This window comes from Streptomyces sp. NPDC020845, from assembly GCF_044334165.1.
Classification (GTDB): domain Bacteria; phylum Actinomycetota; class Actinomycetes; order Streptomycetales; family Streptomycetaceae; genus Streptomyces.
In genome coordinates this window covers 500,811-519,833 of the sequence record NZ_JBIRSJ010000007.1, presented here as the reverse complement: position 1 = coordinate 519,833, position 19,023 = coordinate 500,811, and the positions used below count along the sequence as shown (strand labels likewise).

Genomic DNA, 19,023 nt, shown 5'->3' with positions numbered 1-19,023 from the left:
GGCCTGTTATGCGCGTACTCATGGTCGTCACCCCCGTCAGCAGCCATCTTCAGCCACTCGTCCCCCTGGTCTGGGCGCTCACCGGCGCGGGCCATGAGGTGATGTGCGCCGGGGAGCCCGGGGCCGTGGAGACGGCGCGCGCCGCCGGGCTGCACACCCTCGCCATCGAGGCCCAGCCGCTGCCCGCCGACGCCCCGCCCCCGGCTCCGGCCCGGCGGCCCATGGACGGGGAGCCCGCGGCGGTGTGGGAACCCGACTGGGAAGCGCTCGCGGTCCGCTGGCGGGCCCGGGTCGGCCGGGTGCTCGACGGGTATCTGAGGTTCGCCCGCGAATGGCGGCCCCACCTCGTGTTGTCCGATCCGGTCGAGTTCTGCGGGCCGATCGTCGCGGGCGCGCTGGGCGTACCGTCCGTCGTCCACCGCTGGGGCACCGACGTCCTGACCACCCTGGCCCGCGGCCCCGCCCGCGCCGCGCTGCGGTCCGTCTGCGAGCGGGCGGGCATCCCCGGGGGCCTGCTGCCCGACCCCGATCTGCTGCTCGACCCCTGTCCACCGCTGCTGCGGCACCCCCGGGCGGCCCCGGCCAGGCCGGTGCGCTTCGTGCCGTACAACGGCCCCGGCAGCTACCCCTCCTGGGGGCCGCTGCGCTCGCCGGAGCAGCGGACGATATGCGTATCGTTCAGCGCCCAGACGATCGAGCGGTCGGGCATGGCCACCCTGGCGGCGACGGCCGCCGCGTTCGAGGACCTGGAGGGCGTAAGGGGCGTGTTCACCTTGTCCCGGGCGCGCGCCGAGGAGCTTGGAGCGCTGCCGGCCAACGTACGGGTGATCGAGCCCACCCCGCTGTCACAGCTCCTGAGGCGCTGTACGGCCCTGGTCCACCACGGCGGATCCGGCACCGGGCTGACGGCCCTGCACCACGGGCTGCCCCAACTCGTCCTGGCCCCACCGCTGCCCAGCCTCGGTGTCTACGCCGAACGGATCGCGGCCTGCGGCGCCGGCCGGTCGCTCGACCCCGGTGAGCAGCGGGACCCCGAGGCGATCCGTACGGCGCTCCGCGAGCTGCTGGACGACCGGTCGTACGGGGCGGCGGCGGGCCGGGTGCGGGAGGAGATGGCCGGCATGCCAGCCCCTGCCGAAGTGGTCGGCGAGCTGGAGGAGTTGGCCGGGTCGCGCATCGGCGTATCGCGGGTCGCCGGTTCCCGCGCGGCCTGAGGACGGACCCGCGCGGCCTGAGGACGGGCCCGCGCGGCCTGAGGACGGACCTAAGTGGTTGCCGGTACCGCACGTCTTACGGCCGTCGCCAGGCCGGCGAGGGCGGCGGCCTCCCGGCTCCCTTCGTCGGCGCCGAAGACATGCATCACCAGGCCCGTCTCGCCGGGTGTGGCGGGCACGTGCAGCGTCTCGTAGTCCAGGGTGAGCAGCCCGGCCTCGGGGTGGCGCAGCTGTTTGCGCCCCGCCCCGCACATCACGACCTCGCCGGTGGCCCAGACGCGCCGGAAGTCGGCGCTGTGCGTGGACAGTTCGGTGATGAGCGTGGCCAGTTCCGCGTCGTCGGGGTACCGGCCCGCGGAGACCCGCAGCTGGCCCACGCTCTCCGCCGCCCGGTCCTCCCATTCGGGGAAGACGGTCCGGGAGGCGGGGTCGAGGAAGAAGTACCTGGCCTGGTTGTGGTCGCGGCGGCCCGGGCCGGCCAGTCCGCCGATCAGCTCGCCGCCGAGATCGTTCCAGGCGAGCACGTCGAGGCGGTGGTTGGTGACGTAGGCCGGGACGGGGGCCATGGCGTCGAGGATCTGCCGCAGCAGGGGGCTGACCCGGGCCTCGGGCGGGGGTCCGCCCCGCGTGCCGGTCAGGGTGGCCAGGTGCTTGCGCTCCGCCGCGTCGAGGCCGAGGGCCATGGCGAGCGCGTCGAGCACTTCGAGGGAGGGCTGGGTGGCGCGGCCCTGTTCGAGGCGGACGTAATAGTCCACGCTGATCCCGGCGAGCTGGGCCAGCTCCTCGCGGCGCAGCCCGCGCACCCGTCGGCGCCCGCCGCCGGCGATTCCGACGTGCTCCGGCGCGACGCGCCCACGGCGGGCGCGCAGAAAGCCGCCGAGCGCCCGCCGGGTGTCCCCGACGCCGTCGATGCGGTCGATGCCGTTGCTGTCCATGCCTTCCAGTATGGGTGGTCCTCGCAATACCAGGATTCCCGTTCCGCCGGTCACACAGGGTTCTGGCTAGGGCTCCGCGCCCGGGAGAACGTGGTGCCATGAGCGAAGCCACGCCGCAGCCGCGGAAGAAGATCCTGATCGTCAGCGCCCACCCCGAACCCCGTTCCCTCAACGCCTCCCTGACCTCCTTCGCGGCCGAGGAACTGCGCGCGGCGGGGCATGAGGTGCGGGTGTCCGACCTGTACGCGATGAAGTGGAAGGCGGAGGTGGACGCCGACGACTTCCCCGACCACGTCGCGGACCGGCGTCTTGATGTGCTGACGGTGTCGGGAGAGGCCACGCTGGCGGGGCGGCTGTCGCCGGACATCGCGGCCGAGCAGGAGAAGGTGCGCTGGTCGGACGCGGTGATTCTGCAGTTCCCGATGTGGTGGTTCTCGGTGCCCGCGATCCTGAAGGGCTGGATCGACCGGGTGTTCACCTTCGAGTTCGCCCACGGCCCGGCCGTCCCCCCGCCGTACAGCGAGGGCGCCCTGGCGGGTCGGCGGGCGCTGCTGTCGGTGACGGTCGGCGCCCGGGAGTCGGCGTTCGCCGACCGGGGCATCCACGGGCAGCTGTCGGACGTCCTCTTCCCGCTCCAGCACGGCCTGTTCTGGTTCACCGGCATGGCGCCGCTCGAACCGTTCGCGCTGTACAGCTCGCTGGACGTCTCGGAGGAGCGGTTCGAGACGGTGAAGCGGGAGTACGGGCAGCGGCTCGACCGGCTCTTCATGGACGAACCGGTCCCGTTCCGGACGCTCACCGGCGGCGACTACGGCCTCGACATGCGCCTGCTGCCCGGCGTGGAGGCGCGGGGGACGAGCGGGCTCGACCTCCACGCCCGCCCGCGCGGCTGAGCCCTATAGAGCCGCAGCCTCCTCCAGGGCCGTGACCCGGTCGGCGGGGCTCGGCATGCGCAGCATGTCCGTACGGAGGCGGGCGGCGGCGCGGGCGTGGTGGGGGTCGTCCACCAGGGCCTCGACCGCTTCGCTGACGGCGACGGGGTCGGACTGGCGCTCGGGCGGCAGGATGAGCCCGGCGCCATGGCGGTGGAGGCGTTCGCCGATCTCGGCGGTGACCGGGATCTGGTCCAGCACCAGCTGCGGGGTTCCGGCCGCGGCCGCCGTGAGGCCGGTGCCCGAGCCGCCGTGGTGGACCACGGCCGCGCAGGTGGGCAGCAGCTCGGACATGGGGAGGCCCACGGCGACGCGCGCTTTCTCCGGGGCCGCGGTCAGCGTCCGCGCCTGGTCGGCGCTGATCGCCAGCACCACCTCCAACCCCCGGCCGGCCAGTGCGTCGGCGGTCTGTGTCAGCAAGGGGGGCAGGGCGCCGGGGCGGACCTTGTGCCCGGAGACCCCCGCCGTGATGCACACCCGCGGCCGGGCGCGCTCCTCCAGCACCCAGCGCGCCACGTCCCCCGGGCCGTTGTACGGGACGTAGCGCATATCGAGCCGGGGCCGCGGCGCCGGGTCGGGGAGGCGCAGCGCACGCGGGAAGGGGTCGAACCAGGCGCTGGGGCCGGAGCGCGGGGGCACGCCGTGGCGCTCGAAGAGGCGCCGGTAGCCCGGCAGCGGGCGGGCGCCCAGCTCGTGGTTCTCCACGCGCATGATGGTGGCCGTGCCCCAGCCGTGCCCGTACGCGGGGACGCCGAGCGCGGCGGCGGCCACCGTGCCCGCGAAGCACAGCGCGTCATGGACGACCACGTCGGGCCGCCAGTGGCGGGCGAGGGCGAGGAGGTCGTCGGCCATCGCGTCCGCGACCGTGAACTGCTTGTCGGCCAGCGCGCGGAGCACCGCGTGCTGAGCGTCGTCCAGCAGACCGGGCCGCGACGCCCAGCCCTCCGGCCAGCGGCCGGGGCTGCGCCAGGGCGCGAGGTCCGCGCGGTTCCTGATCTGCTCCACGGCCACGTCCCGGCCGACGGGCACCCCGGTCAGCCCGGCGCGCGCCGCCGAGGCCATGCACGAGGGCGGGGCGGCGAGCCGTACGTCGTGCCCGGCGGCCCGGCAGGCCCAGGCCAGCGGCACCAGGCTGAACAGATGGCCCGGCTCGGCCCATGTGGCGAACAGCACCCGCACCTGATCAGTCCAGGTCGTCGCGGTGGACCCGGCGGTCGAGCACCAGCCAGTGGCCGTCGCGCCGCACCAGCAGGTCCGCGCAGGTGGTGGACGCCCGCAGCACGGCCTGCCCGGCGCGCGGGGTCTCCAGGACCTGGGCGTACGAGCGGACGAAGACGGTGTGCTCGTCCTTGGGTTCGAGCGAGAGCATGCCCAGCCAGTGGCGGCGCCTGATGCCCCGCGCGGCGAAGTCGTCGGTGGCCTGACGGGCGCCGGCGGCGATGGCCGCGCGGCCGGTGAACGGCTCGGGGTGGGCGTTGGCGGCGAAGACGCCGTCCTCGGCGAAGGTCTCCGCCCAGGCCTCGGCCTCGCCGTCGTCGAGCAGCTGCATCTGGCGGGCGTAGAACTGCTGGATCTCCGCGTACAGCTCGGCGGGTCCGGCGGGTCCGGCGGGTCCGGCTGGTCCGGTGGGGTCGGCTGGTGCGCTTGCGGGGTGTGCCGCGACGGTCATGGCGGTCGGTCCCTCTCTCGCGTCCTGTCTGTCGTGCGGCAGCGTCGCCGCGAGCCCTCGTACGCCCCTTGACGGGCGGTCGAACGGCCCGCTCGACCGCCGTGCGATCGAGGATCGAGAGCCCACGGTCACTCTTCGGAGCAGACAACGCATCCAAGGAGCCCGGGGAGGACGACGCGCATGGCGAGCGATGAGCGGCGGGTGGCGCTGGTCACGGGAGGCACGAGCGGAATCGGTCTCGCGGTGGCGCGGGGCCTGGCGGCGGCGGACTTCACGGTCTTCATCTGCGCGCGGACCGCCGAGTCCCTGGAGATGACCGTCAAGGAGTTACGGGCCGCGGGCCACGAGGTCGACGGCGTCCCCGCCGATGTGAGCAAGCGGAAGGACGTGCGCGATCTGGTGGCGGCCGCGACCGGGCGGTACGGCCGGATCGACGTCCTGGTCAACAACGCCGGGCGCAGCGGCGGCGGCGAGACCGTCGGGCTGGCCGACGAGCTGTGGTACGACGTGATCGACACCAACCTCAACAGCGTCTTCCTCACCACGCGCGAGGTGCTGGCCGAGGGCGGGATGCGGGAGCGCGGCTGGGGCCGGATCGTCAACATCGCGTCCACCGGAGGCAAGCAGGGCGTGGTGCTCGGCGCCCCGTACTCGGCCTCCAAGCACGGCGTGGTCGGCTTCACCAAGGCGGTCGGCCTGGAGCTGGCCAAGACCGGCATCACGGTCAACGCGGTCTGCCCGGGATATGTCGAGACGCCGATGGCCGAGCGTGTCCGCCAGGGGTACGCGGCGGTGTACGACACCACCGAGCAGGCCATCCTCGAACGCTTCCAGGCCAAGATCCCGCTCGGCCGCTACTCCACACCACAGGAGGTGGCGGGCCTGGTCGGCTATCTGGTCACCGACACCGCCGCGTCCATCACCGCCCAGGCGCTCAACGTCTGCGGCGGGCTGGGGAATTACTGACGAGAGCGGGTGCCGTGACCACCACCGAGACATACCTCACCACACACGCCATCACCGTGCTGGCGCCGGCCCGCACCGTGTACGGCATCATCGCCGACGTGGCCGACTGGCCCCAGCGCTTCGCCCCCAATGTGCACGTCGAACCCCTGGAGCGGACGCCCGGCGGCGAGCGGATCCGGATCTGGGCCACCGCGGGCGGCGTGGTGAAGAACTGGACATCGCGCCGCGAGCTGGACCCGGACGGGCTGCGCGTCACCTTCCGGCAGGAGGTGTCCGCGCCACCGGTGGCGGCCATGGGCGGCGAGTGGATCGTCACCGCCCATGGGGAGAATGTGTCCCGGCTGGAGCTGCGCCATGACTTCCGCGCGGTCGACGACGACCCGTCGGGCGTCCGCTGGATCACCGCGGCGGTGGACCGCAACAGCGAATCCGAGCTGGCCGCGGTGAAGGAGCTCGCCGAACTCGGCAGTGAATTAGGCGAGTTGGAGTTTTCCTTCGAGGACACGGTGTTCACATCGGGTGACGCCGCGCTGGTCTACGACTATCTGTACCGCGCCGATCTGTGGCCCGAGCGGCTGCCGCATGTGTCCCGGCTCGACCTCAAGGAGGACCCAGCCGACGACACGGCTGGTGTGACCGAGCCGCGGGTGCAGGTGATGGCGATGGACACCCGTACCGCCGACGGCTCGGTGCACACCACCGAGTCCGTACGGGTCTGCTTCGGGGCGGACCGCATCGTCTACAAGCAGACCACCGTGCCCGCGCTGATGACCGCGCACACCGGAAGCTGGACGATCACCCCGGCGGGCGACGGGTTGGCCGTCACCTCCCGGCACACCGTGATCCTCAACCCGGCGGCCGTGGAGCGGGTGCTCGGCCCGGAAAAGACCGTCGCCGACGCCCGGAGCTACGTACAGCGCGCGCTGAGCACCAACAGCACCACGACGCTGCGCCACGCGCGGGCGTTCGCGGAGGCGGCGGCCGCTCGTGGGTGAGGCGAGCGGCGGGGCCGGCGCCGCCGGCGGGACCGAACGGCTCGACGGGCTGTCGGCCGAGGCGGCCCGCGCCCACCCCGCGCGGACCGCACTGGTGTGGGACGGGGCCGCCCCGGACCGCGGGCCGGCGGTAAGCGGCCTCGGGGAAGTGAGGCACGCCCCCGCGCCGCCCGGCACGGCGCCCCCAGCTACCGCTGGGAGGGGCCCCCTGCACCGGACGACGCCGGAACGCACCCCACCTCCCCGAGGCCGCTTGGACTTCGCGGGCCTCGATCTGCGGGTGTCGCGCGCCGCGTACGCCCTGCGCCGGTTGCTGCCGGGGCGGGAGCGCGCGACGGTGGCGGTCGCCTCCGTGCTGCACCCGGACTTCGCCGTGGCCTATTACGCGGCCGCGCGCAGCGGAAACGTGGTGGCGGTGGTCAATCCGCTGCTGCGCGAGGAGGCCGTGCTGCACACCCTGTCGGTGAGCGAGGCGCGGCTGGCGCTGGTGGACGCCGGGCTGTACGCGCGGCTCGCCCCGGTGCGCGACCGGCTGCCCGCGCTGCGGGAGGTGGTGCTGATCGGCCCGGTCGCGCCCGGGGCCTACCCGGGCGTGGCGCGCCTCGACGACGTATTGGAGAAGCGGACGCTGGTCGGGCCGCCGGGTGCGGTGAGCCCGGACGACGTGGTGTGCGTCCAGTTCACCAGCGGGACGACGGGGCTGCCCAAGGCCGTCCGGCTCACTCATCGCAACCTGGTCGTCAACGCCGCGCAGATCGCCGAGGCACACCGCCTCGGCCATGGCTCGGTCGCCCTCAACCACCTGCCCACCTACCACCCCATGCACCTCAACTCGGCCCTGTTCGCGGGCGCCACACAGGTGCTGTGCGCCGCACCCGACCCGATCGACGCGGTCGAGGCCGCCAACCGCCACTCCGCCACGCACTTCTACAGCCTTCCGGTCCGCCTCGTCCGGCTGGCCGCCGCCCCCGCCCGCGCCCTGGACGGGTTACGGCTCGCGACCGTGCGGCAGATCGCGTCCGGCGGGTCGGCGCTGCCGGTGCGGGACGCGACGCGGCTGGCCGAGCGGTTCGGGGTGCCGGTGTTCCAGGGGTACGGGCTCGCCGAGACCTCCCCGCTGACCCACAGCGACGACCCCGGCCGCCCGGTGCCCGGCTCGGTGGGCCGCCCGGTGGCGGGCACCGAGTGCCGGGTCGTGGACGTCGAGCGCCGTACGGTGCTCGCGCCCGACGAGGCGGGAGAGGTGCAGGTGCGCGGCCCGCAGGTGATGAAGGGCTACCTCGGCGGCCCGGACGGCACCGGCCTGGAGGACGGCGGCTGGTTCTCCACCGGCGACGTCGGGCGGATCGACGGGGAGGGGCGGCTGTTCCTGGTCGACCGGCTCGGGGACACCTTCAAATGCGACAACTTCCTCGTCGCGCCGACGGAGATCGAGCAGGTGCTGCTCGGCCATGAACTGGTCCGCGAGGCCGTGGTCTTCGGCCTGCCGGACGCCGCGCGGGGCGCGCTCGCCGCCGCGCTGGTGGTGCTTCAGCCGCGTGTGACCGGCCTGGACGACACCCGCCTGGACGACACCCGCCTGGACGCCATCGCGGCAGCCGTGGCCGATCAGCTCCCGTACTACCAGAGGCTTCACCACATCGAGGCGGTGGACGCCATCCCGCGCAACGCGAACGGGAAGGTGCAGCGCCGCGCTCTGCGCGACGCCCTCATCGCACGCCTCCAGTTGCTCGCCCCCTGACCACGCCCCTGACCACGCCCCTGTCCGAACCCAGGAAGGCCGTACCGTGGACCACCCGACCGGTCTGTTCACCGTCATCAACACCTTCACGCTCAAGGACCACGGCCGCGCCGATGAGTTCGAGCGGCGCTTTCTCGACCATGTGGCGTGGATGCGCGCCCAGGAGGGCTTTGACTCGCACCAGGCGGTGCGGCTGGTGGAGCGGCCCGGGGTGTACATCAACCTCGGCCGCTGGCGCTCGCCCGAATCCTTCCAGCGGGTGCGAAGCAGCGAGGTGTTCCAGGCACACGCCAAGGAGTTCCACGAAGTGGTGGAGGTGGACGCCGACCCCTCCCGCAATGTGCTGCGTACGGGCGGCGATGTCACGGAGGGCGCGCCGGTGGTCGTCGTCGAACGGCTGGGCATTGAGGGGGCTGGGCTCAGCCTCGACGCGTTCGACGACTCCTATCGGGAGTACGCCCGTGCCCTGACGGCGCGGCCGGGCTTTCTGCACGCCGACTTCAGCCGGTCGCTGACGCGGCCCGGCAACTACACCTTCGTCACCTGGTGGTCGGACGCGGAGGCATGGCGGGCGGCCCGCGCCGACGCCCCGGCCTTCGGCATGGCCGAGTGCGCCGTGCACCTCGCCGCGCAGGCCGCGGTGGAGAAAGCGGCGGATCGTGTCGGCTGAGGCGACCAGGCCCGCAGAGGCTGAGCCAGCAGAGGTTGAGCCAGCAGAGGTTGAGCTTGCGGAGGCCGGTGCTGAACCGGCCACGCTGGGGCTGGACGGCAAGGTCGCGCTGGTGACGGGGGCGACGCGCGGCGTCGGGTTCGCGGTGGCCCGCAAGCTGGCCGCCGCGGGCGCCCAGGTGATCCTCGACTACGCGCACAGCGAGGCGGACGCCGAACGCGCGCTCCGCGACCTGTCGGGGCTCAAGGGCAGCGCGATCGCCCGGCGGGCGGATGTGACCAGCCCCGAGCAGCTGCACGCGCTGCTGGCGGAGGTGGGCGAGCGGTACGGCCGGTTGGACATCTTCGTGCACAGCGTCGCGTCCTGGCACCCGATGCCCGCCGTCGGGGCGCGCCCCGACGGCGTACGGGCCGACCTCTCGGCCGCCCTGGACCCGCTGCTGCACGGCGCCTCCGCGATCGCCGACCTGATGGCGGGCGGGCCCGGGCGGATCGTCGCGGTGTCCAGCAGCGGGGCCCACCGGGCCGTGCCGCGCTACGTCGGCCCCGGTATCGCCAAGGCGGCGCTGGAGAGCCTGGTGGGCTATCTCGCCGTGGAGCTGGCGGGCCGCCGGATCGCGGTCAACGCGGTTGCCACCGCCAAGCTCGACAAGGGTCCTGACACCCCCGACCCGGCGACCGCCGCGGCGCTGGCCGCGCGCACCCCGGGCGGCCGGCTGACCACGCCGGCCGATGTCGCCGATGTGGTGGCCCTGCTGTGCACGGCGGAGGCGGGCTGGATCCAGGGCCAGGTGATCACCGCGGACGGCGGTCTGGGGCTGCGCGCGTGAGCGTACCCGCGGCGCGTCAGAAGGGAGCGCAGGTGGCCGAGGAGGAGTTCGACACCGATGTGTGCGTGGTCGGCGGCGGCCCGGCCGGGCTGGTCCTGGCGCTGCTGATGCTGCGCTCCGGGGCCCGGGTGACGGTGGTGGAGCGCTCCCGTACGCACCACCGGGAGTTCCGCGGCGAGATCCTTCAGCCCGGCGCGATGGCGCTGCTGGACGACCTCGGGGTACTGGCCGGGGCCCGGGCGCGCGGCGGACATGAGCACGACCGGTTCCGCCTGGTCGAGGGGGACCGTGTGCTGCTGGAGGCCGACTACCGGCTGCTGCCCGCCCCGTACGACCACCTGCTGAGCATCCCGCAGGCGCATGTGCTGGACGAACTGCTAGCGCACTGCCATCGCTTCACCGGTTTCCGCTGGCTGGACGGGCGGCGGGTCGGCGGTCTTGTCCGCCGGGAGGGCCGCGTCGCCGGCGTCACGGCCGCCGGGCCGGTGGGCCCGTGCACCGTACGGGCCCGGGTGGTCGTCGGCGCGGACGGCCGCTATTCGCGGATCCGGCGGCTGGCGGGCATCGGGGCGGGGCGCACGGAGGCGTTCGACCACGATGTGCTGTGGTTCAAGCTCAAGGAGAGCGAAAGCCGGAGCGAGAACCAGGGCAAGAACGACCGTGTTGAGCCGCCCGTCCGCGATGTGCGGGTGTTCCGCGCCGGCGGCAGCCCCGTACTCGTCTATGCCTCCTGGCCCGACCGCATCCAGGTCGGCTGGACCCTGCCGCACAAGGGCTATCGCGATATCGCCGGACAGGGCCTGCACCACGTCAGGGACGAACTCTGCCGCGCCGTGCCGCCGTACGCCCACCTCATCCGCGAACAGGTCCGCTCGCAGGGCGACCTCAGCCTGCTGGACGTGTTCTCGTCGCGGGCCGAGCGCTGGGCCGACGACGGGCTTGTGCTGATCGGCGATGCCGCCCACACCCACAGCCCGATCGGCGCCCAGGGCATCAACCTCGCCGTCCAGGACGCGGTGGTGCTGCACCCGGTCCTGGTCGGCGCGCTGGCCGCGGGCGACACCGGCGCGGCGCGCCTCGCGGCCTTCGAGGAGCGCCGGAGCCCCGATATCGCGGCCGTCATGCGGCTACAGGCCCTGCAGAGCAAGGCGATGCTCTCGCAGGGCCCCTTTGCCACCCGGGTGCGCCCCCGGCTCGCGCGGGTGCTGCGGCACACCCCGCTCTACCGCAAGATCCTCCACCGCATCGCGTACGGCAATCCGTCGATCCGTATCTCGGACGGCTCGGAAGAAAGGGTTATGTCATGCCGGAGAAGAAGCACGGCCCCGCCCCTGTGACGGTGGTCGCGCGCTTTGTGCTGACGGACAGGCACAAGCAGGACACGGAGGCCTTCGAGGAGGCGTTCGACGGCTACCGCGAATACATGACGACCCAGCACGGTTTTCTGCACACCTCGCTGCTGCGGTCGCCCGACCACTCCGACCGGCATGTCATCGTCACCGAGTGGCGGGACAACTCGGCCTACAAGGCCGCCGTCATGGTCCCGGACTTCCTCCTGCTCACCGCCGCCGGGCTGATGGAACTCGCCGACCTGGACAACGACCACGGCCCGGTGCTGGCCTCGGCCCGCGTTACGGAGGCGGATGCGGCGGGGGTGGTCGGCGACGGGGCCGGGCAGTACTGCGTGGTGACCTCCCATGAGCCGGGCGACGAGGCGCCGCTGGTGGCGCGGCTCGACGCCGCGGCCCGCTGTGAGGGCTTCGTCTCCGGCTCGGTCGTCGCCTCCGACCGCCGCAAGGGCGGCTGTGTGAGCCTGATGCGCCTGCGGGACGCGGAGGCGGCGCGGGCCGCGGGGGCGGGGCCGGACGAGGAGATCTACGAGGTGATCGCCGAGGCATCCATGGACGGAGCGGCCAGCCGCGCGGCCTGAACCGGCCTGAGTGGTGGAACAGCTGAGGGCCGGCCCCCGCGGGGTCGGCCCTCACACATGGCCACTTACACGCGGCCACTTACACGCAGCCACTCACACCGGCTGCAACTCGGCCAGCTGCTCCAGATCGGCCACGACCCGCGAGGGCACCGGCATCCGCTCCATGTCCTGCCGCAGCTCCCCGGCCGCCTTGGCGTAGCCGGGCTCGGACAGCAGCGTGGTCAGGGACTCGCGCAGCACCTCGGGGTCGTCCTGGCGGGCCGCGTCGTCGAGCGTGATGCCCGCGCCCACTGTCGCCAGCCGGTCGCCGGTGGCGAACATGCAGGCCAGTTGCGGCAGTACGAGCTGCGGCAGACCGAAGGCCGAGGCGGTGAGCGCGGTGCCCGCCCCGCCGTGGTGGATCACCGCCGCACAGCTGCCGAGGAACAGATGGAGTGGCGTGGGGTCGATGATCCGTACGTTGTCCGGGACGGGGCCCAACTCCTCGCGGTACTCCTGCTCGACGGTCGCGACCGCCTCGACGTCCGGCAGCCCGTCGAAGGCCCGCAGCACCTGCCGCAGATGCGGGACGCCGTTGAGGACGAGGGTGCGCAGCCCCATGGAGATGGCCACCCGCCGGGGCCGGGAGCTCGCCTCGGCGACGCTCTCGTCGCGCAGCCAGTCCGGCATGACACCGCTGCCGTTGGCGGGTACGTACCGGATCGGGGTGCCCTGCTCCGCCGTCGGGAGCTGGAGCGCGGGCGGGCAGGGGTCAAGCAGCACGGTGGGGTCGGGCAGCCCGTCCAGGCCGAGGCGTTCGCACACCCCCTGGAGGGCGAGGCGCGCCGCCGGGCGTGCGGGACGGGTGTACGGATCGACGCCCCAGCGGTAGTGCACCACCGGCACACCCAGCACCCCGCCGAGGATCGGCGCGGTGTACTCCAGCAGATCGGAGACGATCAGGTCCGGGCGGTAGGCGCGGGCGAAGTCGAGGTAGTCCGGCAGCAGGTACTTGGTGTGCACCATCCACATCCGGGCCGCCCCGGCCACCTGCTCCGACGCCGGGCGGCCGAGCGATTCGACGAGCCGTTTGCCCTCAGGGAGGCCGCCGAGCAGCAGGTCGTCGACGTGGAACCAGTCGCCGATGCTCACGGCGCTCAGCCCCGCAGAACGGGCCGGACCCATCACATCCGGCTGCCCGGCCACCAGCACCTCGTGTCCCGCACTGCGCAGCGCCCAGGCCAGTGGCACCAGGGGCGCGAAGTGGGAGGACACGGGGGTGGACATCATCAGGACGCGCATCTGCTCTCCTCAGGTGGACGGTTGCGGGGCGTCGGCGGTGGCGGAGGAAGTGGGTGCGGGGGTGGTGGCAGGGGATGTGGGTGCGGGGGTGGCGGCAGTCGCGGGCCGGGGGTCGGGGGCGCTCAGCCGTACGTCCGGGATGAGGAGCGCGAGCGCGAGACCGGCCAGCATCACCCCGGCGGCGCACCGGAACACCGTGTCGGTGGCCAGTACGTAGGCGTGCACCGCGTGTGCCGTCCCCGGGTGTCCGGAGTAGCGGTGGTCCAGGACCGCGCCGAGCACCGCGGCGCCGCACGCCTTGCCCAGCATCAGAAAGAACCGGGTGCCGGTGGTGATGACACCGAGGCTGCCGGGCGGCGCGGCCGCCTGAGCGGTCTGCAGCACGACCTGTACGACCCCGCCGAGCCCGATACCGAGCAGCACCAGCAGCAGTCCGAGCGTCAGGCCCGAGGTGTGCGTGTCGACCGTGCCGAACAGGGCCAGGGCGAGCGCCGCGATGGCGGTGTTCGCGATGAGCAGCGGCTTGTAGCGCCCGAGCCGGGTGATCACCAGCCCGGACACGCCCATGACGACCATCACCCCCGCGGCCACCGGGGCCAGCCGCAGCCCCGCGTCGCCCGCCGGCACACCGCGGGCGATCTGCAGATACGCGACGATGAACAGCGGGGAGGCCAGCACCGCGAAGCCGCCGATGAACTGGAGCGGCGCGGCGATCCGGAACACCGGATCGCGGAAGAGCGACATCGGCAGGATCGGCTCCGCCACCCGCGTCTCCCACCAGCAGAACACCACGAGCAGGGCGGTGCTCCCCGCGCCCAGCGCGAGGATCGGCGCGGAGGACCAGGCGTAGTGCGAGCCGCCCCACTCGGCCACCAGCAGCAGCCCGGTGGCGCCCGCCGTGACCAGCGCCGCGCCCGTCACATCCACGCGGTGGCCGGTGGTGCGGTGCGGCAGCCGAAGAGTGGCCAGGGTGATGGCGACGGAGACGGCGCCCAGCGGCAGATTGACGTAGAAGATCCAGCGCCAGGACAGATGCTCGGTCAGAAAGCCCCCGAGCAGCGGACCCGCGAGGATGCCGAGGGCCACCAGTCCGCCGCCCATGCCCATGCCACCGCCGCCGCTGCCCTGCCGGGGCGGGTAGACGGTGGCGAGGATGATCAGCGTCAGGCTCATCAGCCCGCCGCCGCCCAGGCCCTGCAGCGCGCGGTAGGCGATCAACTCGCCCATATGGCTTGCTGTTCCGCACAGCGCGGAGCCGAGGAGGAAGACGAGGACCGAGAAGAGGTAGACCCGCCGGGGGCCGAGGGTGTCGCTGAGCTTCCCGTACAGCGGCTGGGACGCGGTCGCGGCCAGGGCGTAGGCGGTGATCAGCCAGGGGATGGCGCCGACGCCGCCGGCCGGATCCAGGTCCTGGGCGATCGGCCAGGCGGCGGTGGCCACGATGTTCTCGTCGAGCAGCGAGAGCAGCATGGTCAGCAGGGCGCCCAGCGAGAAGAGGTGGATCTGCCCCTCGGACATGGGGGGCCGGTCGGACCCCGTGTTCATGACGCGGCGGCCAGGGCCGGGGTGTGGGCGGGGACCCGGTCGGTGGTTGTCGCGACGAGTTGTTCGAGATCGGCGGCGACAGTCGCGGGCGAGGGCATGTTCCGTACCTCATCGGCCAGTTCGGCGGCGGCCCGGCGGTGTCCCTCGTCCGTGAGCAGGGCGGACACCGCGGCCCGCACCCGCTCCGGGTCGTCCTGCGCCGCCGCGGTGTCCAGGCTGATCCCGGCGCCCACGTCGGCCAGTGCGTCGCCGACGGTGAACTGGTCCAGGAGCTGGGGCAGGACGAGCTGGGGCAGCCCTGCCGCGGTCGCCGTCAGCGCGCTGCCGCAGCCGCCGTGGTGGATGACCGCGTCACAGGTGTGGAGGAACAGATTCAGCGGGGTGGGGTCGACGATCCGTACGGCGGAGGGCACCGCGCCCACCTGGTCCCGGAAGCGGGGGTCGACGGTCACCACGGCCTCGACGGCCCCCTCTCCCTCGTCGCTCTCATCCCGCAGCCCGTCGAACGCCTCCAGCACATGGCGCAGCAGCGGCAGCCCGTTCGTCACCAGGGTCTGCCGGCCCAGGGTGACGCAGACGCGGCGGGCGGCCCGCGGTTCGGTGACCCAAGTGGGCCTGGTGCCGACGCCGTTGAACGGCACGAACCGGATCGGTGTGCCGGGCGCGGCGTCCGGGTCCTGGAGCGAGGGCGGGCACGGGTCGAGGACGGCGTGCGGCTCGGGCAGGCCGTCCATGCCAAGCCGGCGGCACAGCCCGTCCAGGAAGATGGCGGCGATCGGCCGGGCCGGGCCGGTCAGCGGGTCGACGCCCCAGCGGTGGTGTACGGCGGGCACGCCCAGGGCGCCGCCGATCATCAGCGAGGTGTAGTCGAACTGCTCGCCCACGACCAGGTCAGGCCGCCACTCGCGGGCCACGTCGAGATAGCCGCGGACCATGTAACGGGCGTGGGTGGCGTACACCTTGGCGGCGCCCGGCAGGACCTCCTTGTTGTTCCGCCCCAGGGCCTGGAGCGGCCGGATACCCGGTGGCAGATACGGCAGCACCGAGTCGTTGCCGTAGTACGGGGCGCCGACGCTCACGCTGGTCAGCCCGGCCGCGTGGGCCGTCTTCTGGATATCGGGCTGCCCCATCACCAGCACCTCGTGGCCCGCGGCCCGCAGCGCCCAGGCGAGCGGGATCATCGGGGCGAGATGGGACGGCGAGGGCGTGGTCATCATCAGGACGCGCATGTGGGCTCCCCCTCGGAGGTGACCGCGTCGTCCGTGCGCTGCGCGGCGAGTACGCGCCACAGCGCGTCGGGGGTGGCGAAGGTCTCCCCGCTCAGCGTGGCGTCGGGGAAGTCCACTCCGTATGCCTCCTCCAGGCGGACCAGGAGCTCGACGGTGGCCATGGAGTCGAGCCCCGCCGTCTTCAGGTCGAGGGCGGGGTCGAGCGGCGCGTGGCGGGAGTGCTGGGGAAGGACGCCGAGGACCAGGTCCTCGAAGCGCTGCTCCCAGGGGCCGGACGAGCCGGACGGGCCGGAACGATCCGAGTGCATGGCGGTGACCTCTTCCTTCTGTCCTTGAGAGAAGTTGTTCTGCTACTGGGGCGATGTGCCGAGCATCTGCCGCAGCCGCTGCTTGTCCGTCTTGCCGTTCGGGGTGAGCGGGAGCGCGGGGAGGACCCGGCAGTCGGCCGGGACCTTGGAGCCCTCCAGCCGTTCGCCGAGTGAGCCGAGCACGCGCTCCGGCGTCAGCTCGGTGACGGCGAAGAGCGTGAGGTCCGCATCCGGGCCGGGCGGGAGTACGGCGGCGGCGGTGACCCCGTCGATGTCCAGCGCCGCCGCCTCGATCTCCAGCGCCCCGGTCAGTACGCCGCGCCGCTTGAACAGGTCGTCGCGGCGCCCGTGGAAGTAGAGGTGGCCGTCGTCGTCGAGGTGGCCGAAGTCGCCGGTGTGCAGGGTGGTTTCGCCGGTCAGCGGATCCGTACGGAACCGGGCCGCGGTGAGCTCCGGCGCCCGCCAGTAGCCCCGCATGACATGCGGGCCGCGGACCGCGATCTGCCCGGTGTGCCCGGCGGGCAGCGGCTGCCCCGCGTCGTCCAGGATGGCCAGGTGGGTGCCCGGCAGGGCGGTGCCGACGGAGTCCGGTTTGGCGAGGTCGCCGTCGGGTTCGAGCACGGTGATCCGTTTGCACTCGGTGATGCCGAACATCGGCGCCACCGCCGCACCTGGGAACGCCCGCCGCAGCCCCGCGATCAGCGGGGAGGTGAGCGCCGCGCCGGTGTTGGTGAACAGCCGGACGGGCCAGGCGGCGGCGGAGCGCTCCCGGCCGGCCAGCCGGAGCAGTATCTCGGCGAGCGAGGGCACCACCGGGACGACGGTGACGCCGTGTTCGCGCACCGTGGCCAGCAGCCCGATGTGGTGGTCCGGCTCGGTCAGGACGACCTCGGCGCCCGCGAGAGCGGCCAGGAAGATCTGGTAGAGGCCGTAGTCGAAGGAGAGCGGTAGGGCGGTGAGGACGACGTCGTCCGCGCGGTAGCGGAGCCGGGAGGCGATGGCGCGGGCCGCGAAGCAGATGGCGGTGTGCGGGCACATCACGGCCTTGGGCGCGGCGGTGGAGCCGGAGGTGTAGATGAGCAGCGCCAGGTCGTCGGGGGACCCCGGCTCGGCCTCACGGCCGGCGGCGGTGTCCGCCTCGTCGGGTGGTGGCTGTAGCGCTAGCGCTTCTACACACCGCCACATCGCGTCCAGGTCATGGACGGGGCGGCCGGTCACCTTCCGCAGCCCGGGCAGTGTCGCGGGGTCGTCGGCGCGGGCGACGACGAGCGCGGGGTCGCAGTCGTTTGCCACCGTGGTCAGATGGAACGGCCGCATCGCCGGGTTGACCGGGACGAACACGGCCCCGTGGCGCACGGTGCCGAACAGCATGGCGGTGAACTCCCGCCGGTTGCCGACCCGGACCAGTACCCGCTCACCGCGCCGTACGCCCCGCTCGTCCAGCCACGCCGCGAACGCCGATGCCTGTTCGGCGAGTTGGCGGTACGTCCACGCGCCCGTACGGTCCCGGACCGCCCAGGCGTTCGGCCGGGTGGCCGCCGCGGTCTCCAGCAGCGCGTGAACGGTGCCGGAGGTGGCCCGGGGCGGGCTCGGGGCGGCGGTCATGTCCACTGCGGGACCTCGGTGATCTCCAGCAGGGCGGTGGTGCAGGTGAACCCGGAACCGCCGCCGAACAGCAGCACCCGATCACCGGGACGGACCGCCTCCGTCTCCACCAGATGGGCCAGGCCGGCGGCCAGGTCCCCGCCGCCGATATGGCCCGTGGTGCGCCCGTACTCCCAGGTGGTCTGGTGCTCCTCCACGCCGAGCAGATGGTGCAGCTGGTACTCGCCCTTGCGCCGCCCCGTCGCCGGGATGACCACCTTGGCCAGGGCGGAGGAGGGCATACGGGCCGCGGCCAGCGCCTTGACCTTCGCCTGGAGCATCACCCGGGCGTGCCGCAGCGCCGCCTCGTCCTCGTCGTGTTCGGCCTTGTACTGGCGGGACCGGCGGGTCAGGTCGAGTGGGGTGTGGGCGGCAGGGGACACCGGGTGGAACGGCTCGTCGCCGCGCGCCATCGGCTCCAGCGAGTTGTCGGCGACGGTCGCCGTGGACAGCAGCCGGGCGAATCCGCCCCGGCGGGAGAGGACCATGGCGGTGGCGCCGTCCCCGTACACATGGTCCTCGTGCAGGGACCACCGGTTGACCCCGCCGTCCCAGCGGTCCGCGGTGGTGAGCATCACCGCGGAGCCACGCGCCCCGGCGGCCAGGTGGGTCGCGGCGAGCTCGATGCCACCGACCCCGACGTTGCAGCGCTGCTGCACATCCAGCGCGGGGACGGTGCGCCCCACGGTGCGCTGGGCGATGTACGAGCCGACCGGCCACACGTCCAGGCCCTGGAACCACAGGCTGCCGTGGAGCAGCAGCCCGAACTCCTTGGGGGCGATACCGGAGCGCTTGAGCGCCGTCTCGGCGGCGTGCACGGCCATGTCCGGCGGAGCGATCCCGTCGGGGGCGATGAGCACCGACCGGTAGCCGAAGACCTCGCACCGCTCCGGGGTCAGCTCCCCTGACCGTACGGCGGCCTCGACGGCCACCGGCTCCGGAAGCCAGGTGCCGACCGCGGCGATGTGGATGTTCTCCCAGCGCATGGACTCTCTCTCCTCCGACGCCCGACGCCGCACTCGATGTGCTCGATGTGCTGGACGCGGGAGATGGTCGGCAATGCGGCTCAAGCCGGGCTGGAGGTCCGGTACATGGCGGACCCGCGGCAGGGGTTCACCGGTCTTCGAGGGGTCCT

General features: G+C 73.3%; 18 protein-coding genes. 9 read left to right on the top strand and 9 right to left on the bottom strand.

The window, feature by feature from the left end; all coding sequences use genetic code 11:
• Positions 1-8 precede the first annotated feature (8 nt).
• Complete coding sequence (locus tag ACH4U7_RS20830; protein WP_398529339.1) at positions 9-1,214, top strand: nucleotide disphospho-sugar-binding domain-containing protein; 1,206 nt, start codon at positions 9-11, stop codon at positions 1,212-1,214.
• Between the two features lie 50 nt (positions 1,215-1,264).
• Here the strand turns inward: ACH4U7_RS20830 and ACH4U7_RS20825 are convergent, their stop codons facing one another.
• Positions 1,265-2,149 carry a helix-turn-helix domain-containing protein gene (locus tag ACH4U7_RS20825; RefSeq protein WP_398529338.1) on the bottom strand — a complete coding sequence of 295 codons (885 nt, stop codon included), beginning with the start codon at positions 2,147-2,149 and terminating at the stop codon, positions 1,265-1,267.
• A 98-nt stretch (positions 2,150-2,247) separates the two neighbouring features.
• Here ACH4U7_RS20825 and ACH4U7_RS20820 point away from each other — a divergent pair, with 98 nt between their 5' ends.
• Positions 2,248-3,042 (top strand): NAD(P)H-dependent oxidoreductase, encoded by a 795-nt coding sequence (locus tag ACH4U7_RS20820; protein WP_398529337.1) that lies wholly within the window; start codon positions 2,248-2,250, stop codon positions 3,040-3,042.
• Between the two features lie 3 nt (positions 3,043-3,045).
• Here the strand turns inward: ACH4U7_RS20820 and ACH4U7_RS20815 are convergent, their stop codons facing one another.
• Together ACH4U7_RS20815 and ACH4U7_RS20810 are read right to left on the bottom strand one after the other, a co-directional pair.
• Positions 3,046-4,254, bottom strand: a complete 1,209-nt coding sequence (locus ACH4U7_RS20815) for a nucleotide disphospho-sugar-binding domain-containing protein (protein WP_398529336.1) — start codon at positions 4,252-4,254, stop codon at positions 3,046-3,048.
• A 10-nt stretch (positions 4,255-4,264) separates the two neighbouring features.
• On the bottom strand, positions 4,265-4,750 hold the full coding sequence (locus ACH4U7_RS20810; RefSeq protein WP_398529335.1) for a nuclear transport factor 2 family protein: 486 nt from the start codon (positions 4,748-4,750) through the stop codon (positions 4,265-4,267).
• 180 nt (positions 4,751-4,930) lie between these two features.
• On the opposite strand from ACH4U7_RS20810, the gene ACH4U7_RS20805 reads away from it, so the two are divergent.
• The 7 genes from ACH4U7_RS20805 (at position 4,931) to ACH4U7_RS20775 (ending at position 11,881) form a co-directional block, all read left to right on the top strand.
• The gene (locus ACH4U7_RS20805; RefSeq protein ID WP_398529334.1) at positions 4,931-5,716 is read left to right on the top strand and encodes an SDR family NAD(P)-dependent oxidoreductase; all 786 of its coding nucleotides are present in this window, start codon (positions 4,931-4,933) and stop codon (positions 5,714-5,716) included.
• 14 nt (positions 5,717-5,730) lie between these two features.
• Positions 5,731-6,711 carry an aromatase/cyclase gene (locus tag ACH4U7_RS20800; RefSeq protein WP_398529333.1) on the top strand — a complete coding sequence of 327 codons (981 nt, stop codon included), beginning with the start codon at positions 5,731-5,733 and terminating at the stop codon, positions 6,709-6,711.
• On the top strand, positions 6,704-8,452 hold the full coding sequence (locus ACH4U7_RS20795; RefSeq protein ID WP_398529332.1) for a class I adenylate-forming enzyme family protein: 1,749 nt from the start codon (positions 6,704-6,706) through the stop codon (positions 8,450-8,452). The genes ACH4U7_RS20800 and ACH4U7_RS20795 overlap by 8 nt, the downstream gene beginning before the upstream one ends.
• A gap of 46 nt (positions 8,453-8,498) precedes the next feature.
• Positions 8,499-9,122, top strand: a complete 624-nt coding sequence (locus ACH4U7_RS20790; RefSeq protein WP_398529331.1) for an antibiotic biosynthesis monooxygenase — start codon at positions 8,499-8,501, stop codon at positions 9,120-9,122.
• Between the two features lie 112 nt (positions 9,123-9,234).
• Positions 9,235-9,951 carry an SDR family oxidoreductase gene (locus ACH4U7_RS20785; RefSeq protein WP_398529330.1) on the top strand — a complete coding sequence of 239 codons (717 nt, stop codon included), beginning with the start codon at positions 9,235-9,237 and terminating at the stop codon, positions 9,949-9,951.
• A 32-nt stretch (positions 9,952-9,983) separates the two neighbouring features.
• Positions 9,984-11,288, top strand: a complete 1,305-nt coding sequence (locus tag ACH4U7_RS20780) for an FAD-dependent monooxygenase (protein ID WP_398529329.1) — start codon at positions 9,984-9,986, stop codon at positions 11,286-11,288.
• Positions 11,255-11,881, top strand: coding sequence for an antibiotic biosynthesis monooxygenase family protein (locus tag ACH4U7_RS20775; RefSeq protein ID WP_398529328.1), 627 nt, complete (start codon positions 11,255-11,257; stop codon positions 11,879-11,881). The genes ACH4U7_RS20780 and ACH4U7_RS20775 overlap by 34 nt, the downstream gene beginning before the upstream one ends.
• A 93-nt stretch (positions 11,882-11,974) precedes the next feature.
• Here ACH4U7_RS20775 and ACH4U7_RS20770 read toward each other — a convergent pair whose 3' ends face one another.
• Genes ACH4U7_RS20770 through ACH4U7_RS20745 form a run of 6 tightly spaced genes read right to left on the bottom strand, consistent with a single transcriptional unit; the run spans position 11,975 to position 18,874 of the window.
• The gene (locus tag ACH4U7_RS20770; protein WP_398529327.1) at positions 11,975-13,162 is read right to left on the bottom strand and encodes a nucleotide disphospho-sugar-binding domain-containing protein; all 1,188 of its coding nucleotides are present in this window, start codon (positions 13,160-13,162) and stop codon (positions 11,975-11,977) included.
• A gap of 9 nt (positions 13,163-13,171) precedes the next feature.
• Positions 13,172-14,680 carry an MFS transporter gene (locus tag ACH4U7_RS20765; protein ID WP_398529326.1) on the bottom strand — a complete coding sequence of 503 codons (1,509 nt, stop codon included), beginning with the start codon at positions 14,678-14,680 and terminating at the stop codon, positions 13,172-13,174.
• A 23-nt stretch (positions 14,681-14,703) separates the two neighbouring features.
• Positions 14,704-15,936 carry a nucleotide disphospho-sugar-binding domain-containing protein gene (locus ACH4U7_RS20760; RefSeq protein ID WP_398529325.1) on the bottom strand — a complete coding sequence of 411 codons (1,233 nt, stop codon included), beginning with the start codon at positions 15,934-15,936 and terminating at the stop codon, positions 14,704-14,706.
• Positions 15,924-16,244, bottom strand: a complete 321-nt coding sequence (locus ACH4U7_RS20755; protein ID WP_398529324.1) for a phosphopantetheine-binding protein — start codon at positions 16,242-16,244, stop codon at positions 15,924-15,926. The genes ACH4U7_RS20760 and ACH4U7_RS20755 overlap by 13 nt, the downstream gene beginning before the upstream one ends.
• 42 nt (positions 16,245-16,286) lie before the next feature.
• A complete protein-coding gene (locus ACH4U7_RS20750) occupies positions 16,287-17,849 on the bottom strand; it encodes a class I adenylate-forming enzyme family protein (protein ID WP_398529323.1) in 1,563 nt (520 codons plus the stop codon).
• A complete protein-coding gene (locus ACH4U7_RS20745; RefSeq protein ID WP_398529322.1) occupies positions 17,846-18,874 on the bottom strand; it encodes a ketoacyl-ACP synthase III family protein in 1,029 nt (342 codons plus the stop codon). The genes ACH4U7_RS20750 and ACH4U7_RS20745 overlap by 4 nt, the downstream gene beginning before the upstream one ends.
• Between the last annotated feature and the right edge of the window lie 149 nt (positions 18,875-19,023).

Excerpts from the sequence above, each read along its gene's own strand:
- ACH4U7_RS20830 (WP_398529339.1), top strand. The coding sequence starts at position 9 with ATGCGCGTACTCATGGTCGTCACCCCCGTCAGCAGCCATCTTCAGCCA.
- ACH4U7_RS20825 (WP_398529338.1), bottom strand. The coding sequence starts at position 2,149 with ATGGACAGCAACGGCATCGACCGCATCGACGGCGTCGGGGACACCCGG.
- ACH4U7_RS20820 (WP_398529337.1), top strand. The coding sequence starts at position 2,248 with ATGAGCGAAGCCACGCCGCAGCCGCGGAAGAAGATCCTGATCGTCAGC.
- ACH4U7_RS20810 (WP_398529335.1), bottom strand. The coding sequence starts at position 4,750 with ATGACCGTCGCGGCACACCCCGCAAGCGCACCAGCCGACCCCACCGGA.
- ACH4U7_RS20805 (WP_398529334.1), top strand. The coding sequence starts at position 4,931 with ATGGCGAGCGATGAGCGGCGGGTGGCGCTGGTCACGGGAGGCACGAGC.
- ACH4U7_RS20775 (WP_398529328.1), top strand. The coding sequence starts at position 11,255 with ATGCCGGAGAAGAAGCACGGCCCCGCCCCTGTGACGGTGGTCGCGCGC.
- ACH4U7_RS20770 (WP_398529327.1), bottom strand. The coding sequence starts at position 13,162 with ATGCGCGTCCTGATGATGTCCACCCCCGTGTCCTCCCACTTCGCGCCC.
- ACH4U7_RS20765 (WP_398529326.1), bottom strand. The coding sequence starts at position 14,680 with ATGTCCGAGGGGCAGATCCACCTCTTCTCGCTGGGCGCCCTGCTGACC.
- ACH4U7_RS20760 (WP_398529325.1), bottom strand. The coding sequence starts at position 15,936 with ATGCGCGTCCTGATGATGACCACGCCCTCGCCGTCCCATCTCGCCCCG.
- ACH4U7_RS20755 (WP_398529324.1), bottom strand. The coding sequence starts at position 16,244 with ATGCACTCGGATCGTTCCGGCCCGTCCGGCTCGTCCGGCCCCTGGGAG.
- ACH4U7_RS20750 (WP_398529323.1), bottom strand. The coding sequence starts at position 17,849 with ATGACCGCCGCCCCGAGCCCGCCCCGGGCCACCTCCGGCACCGTTCAC.
- ACH4U7_RS20745 (WP_398529322.1), bottom strand. The coding sequence starts at position 18,874 with ATGCGCTGGGAGAACATCCACATCGCCGCGGTCGGCACCTGGCTTCCG.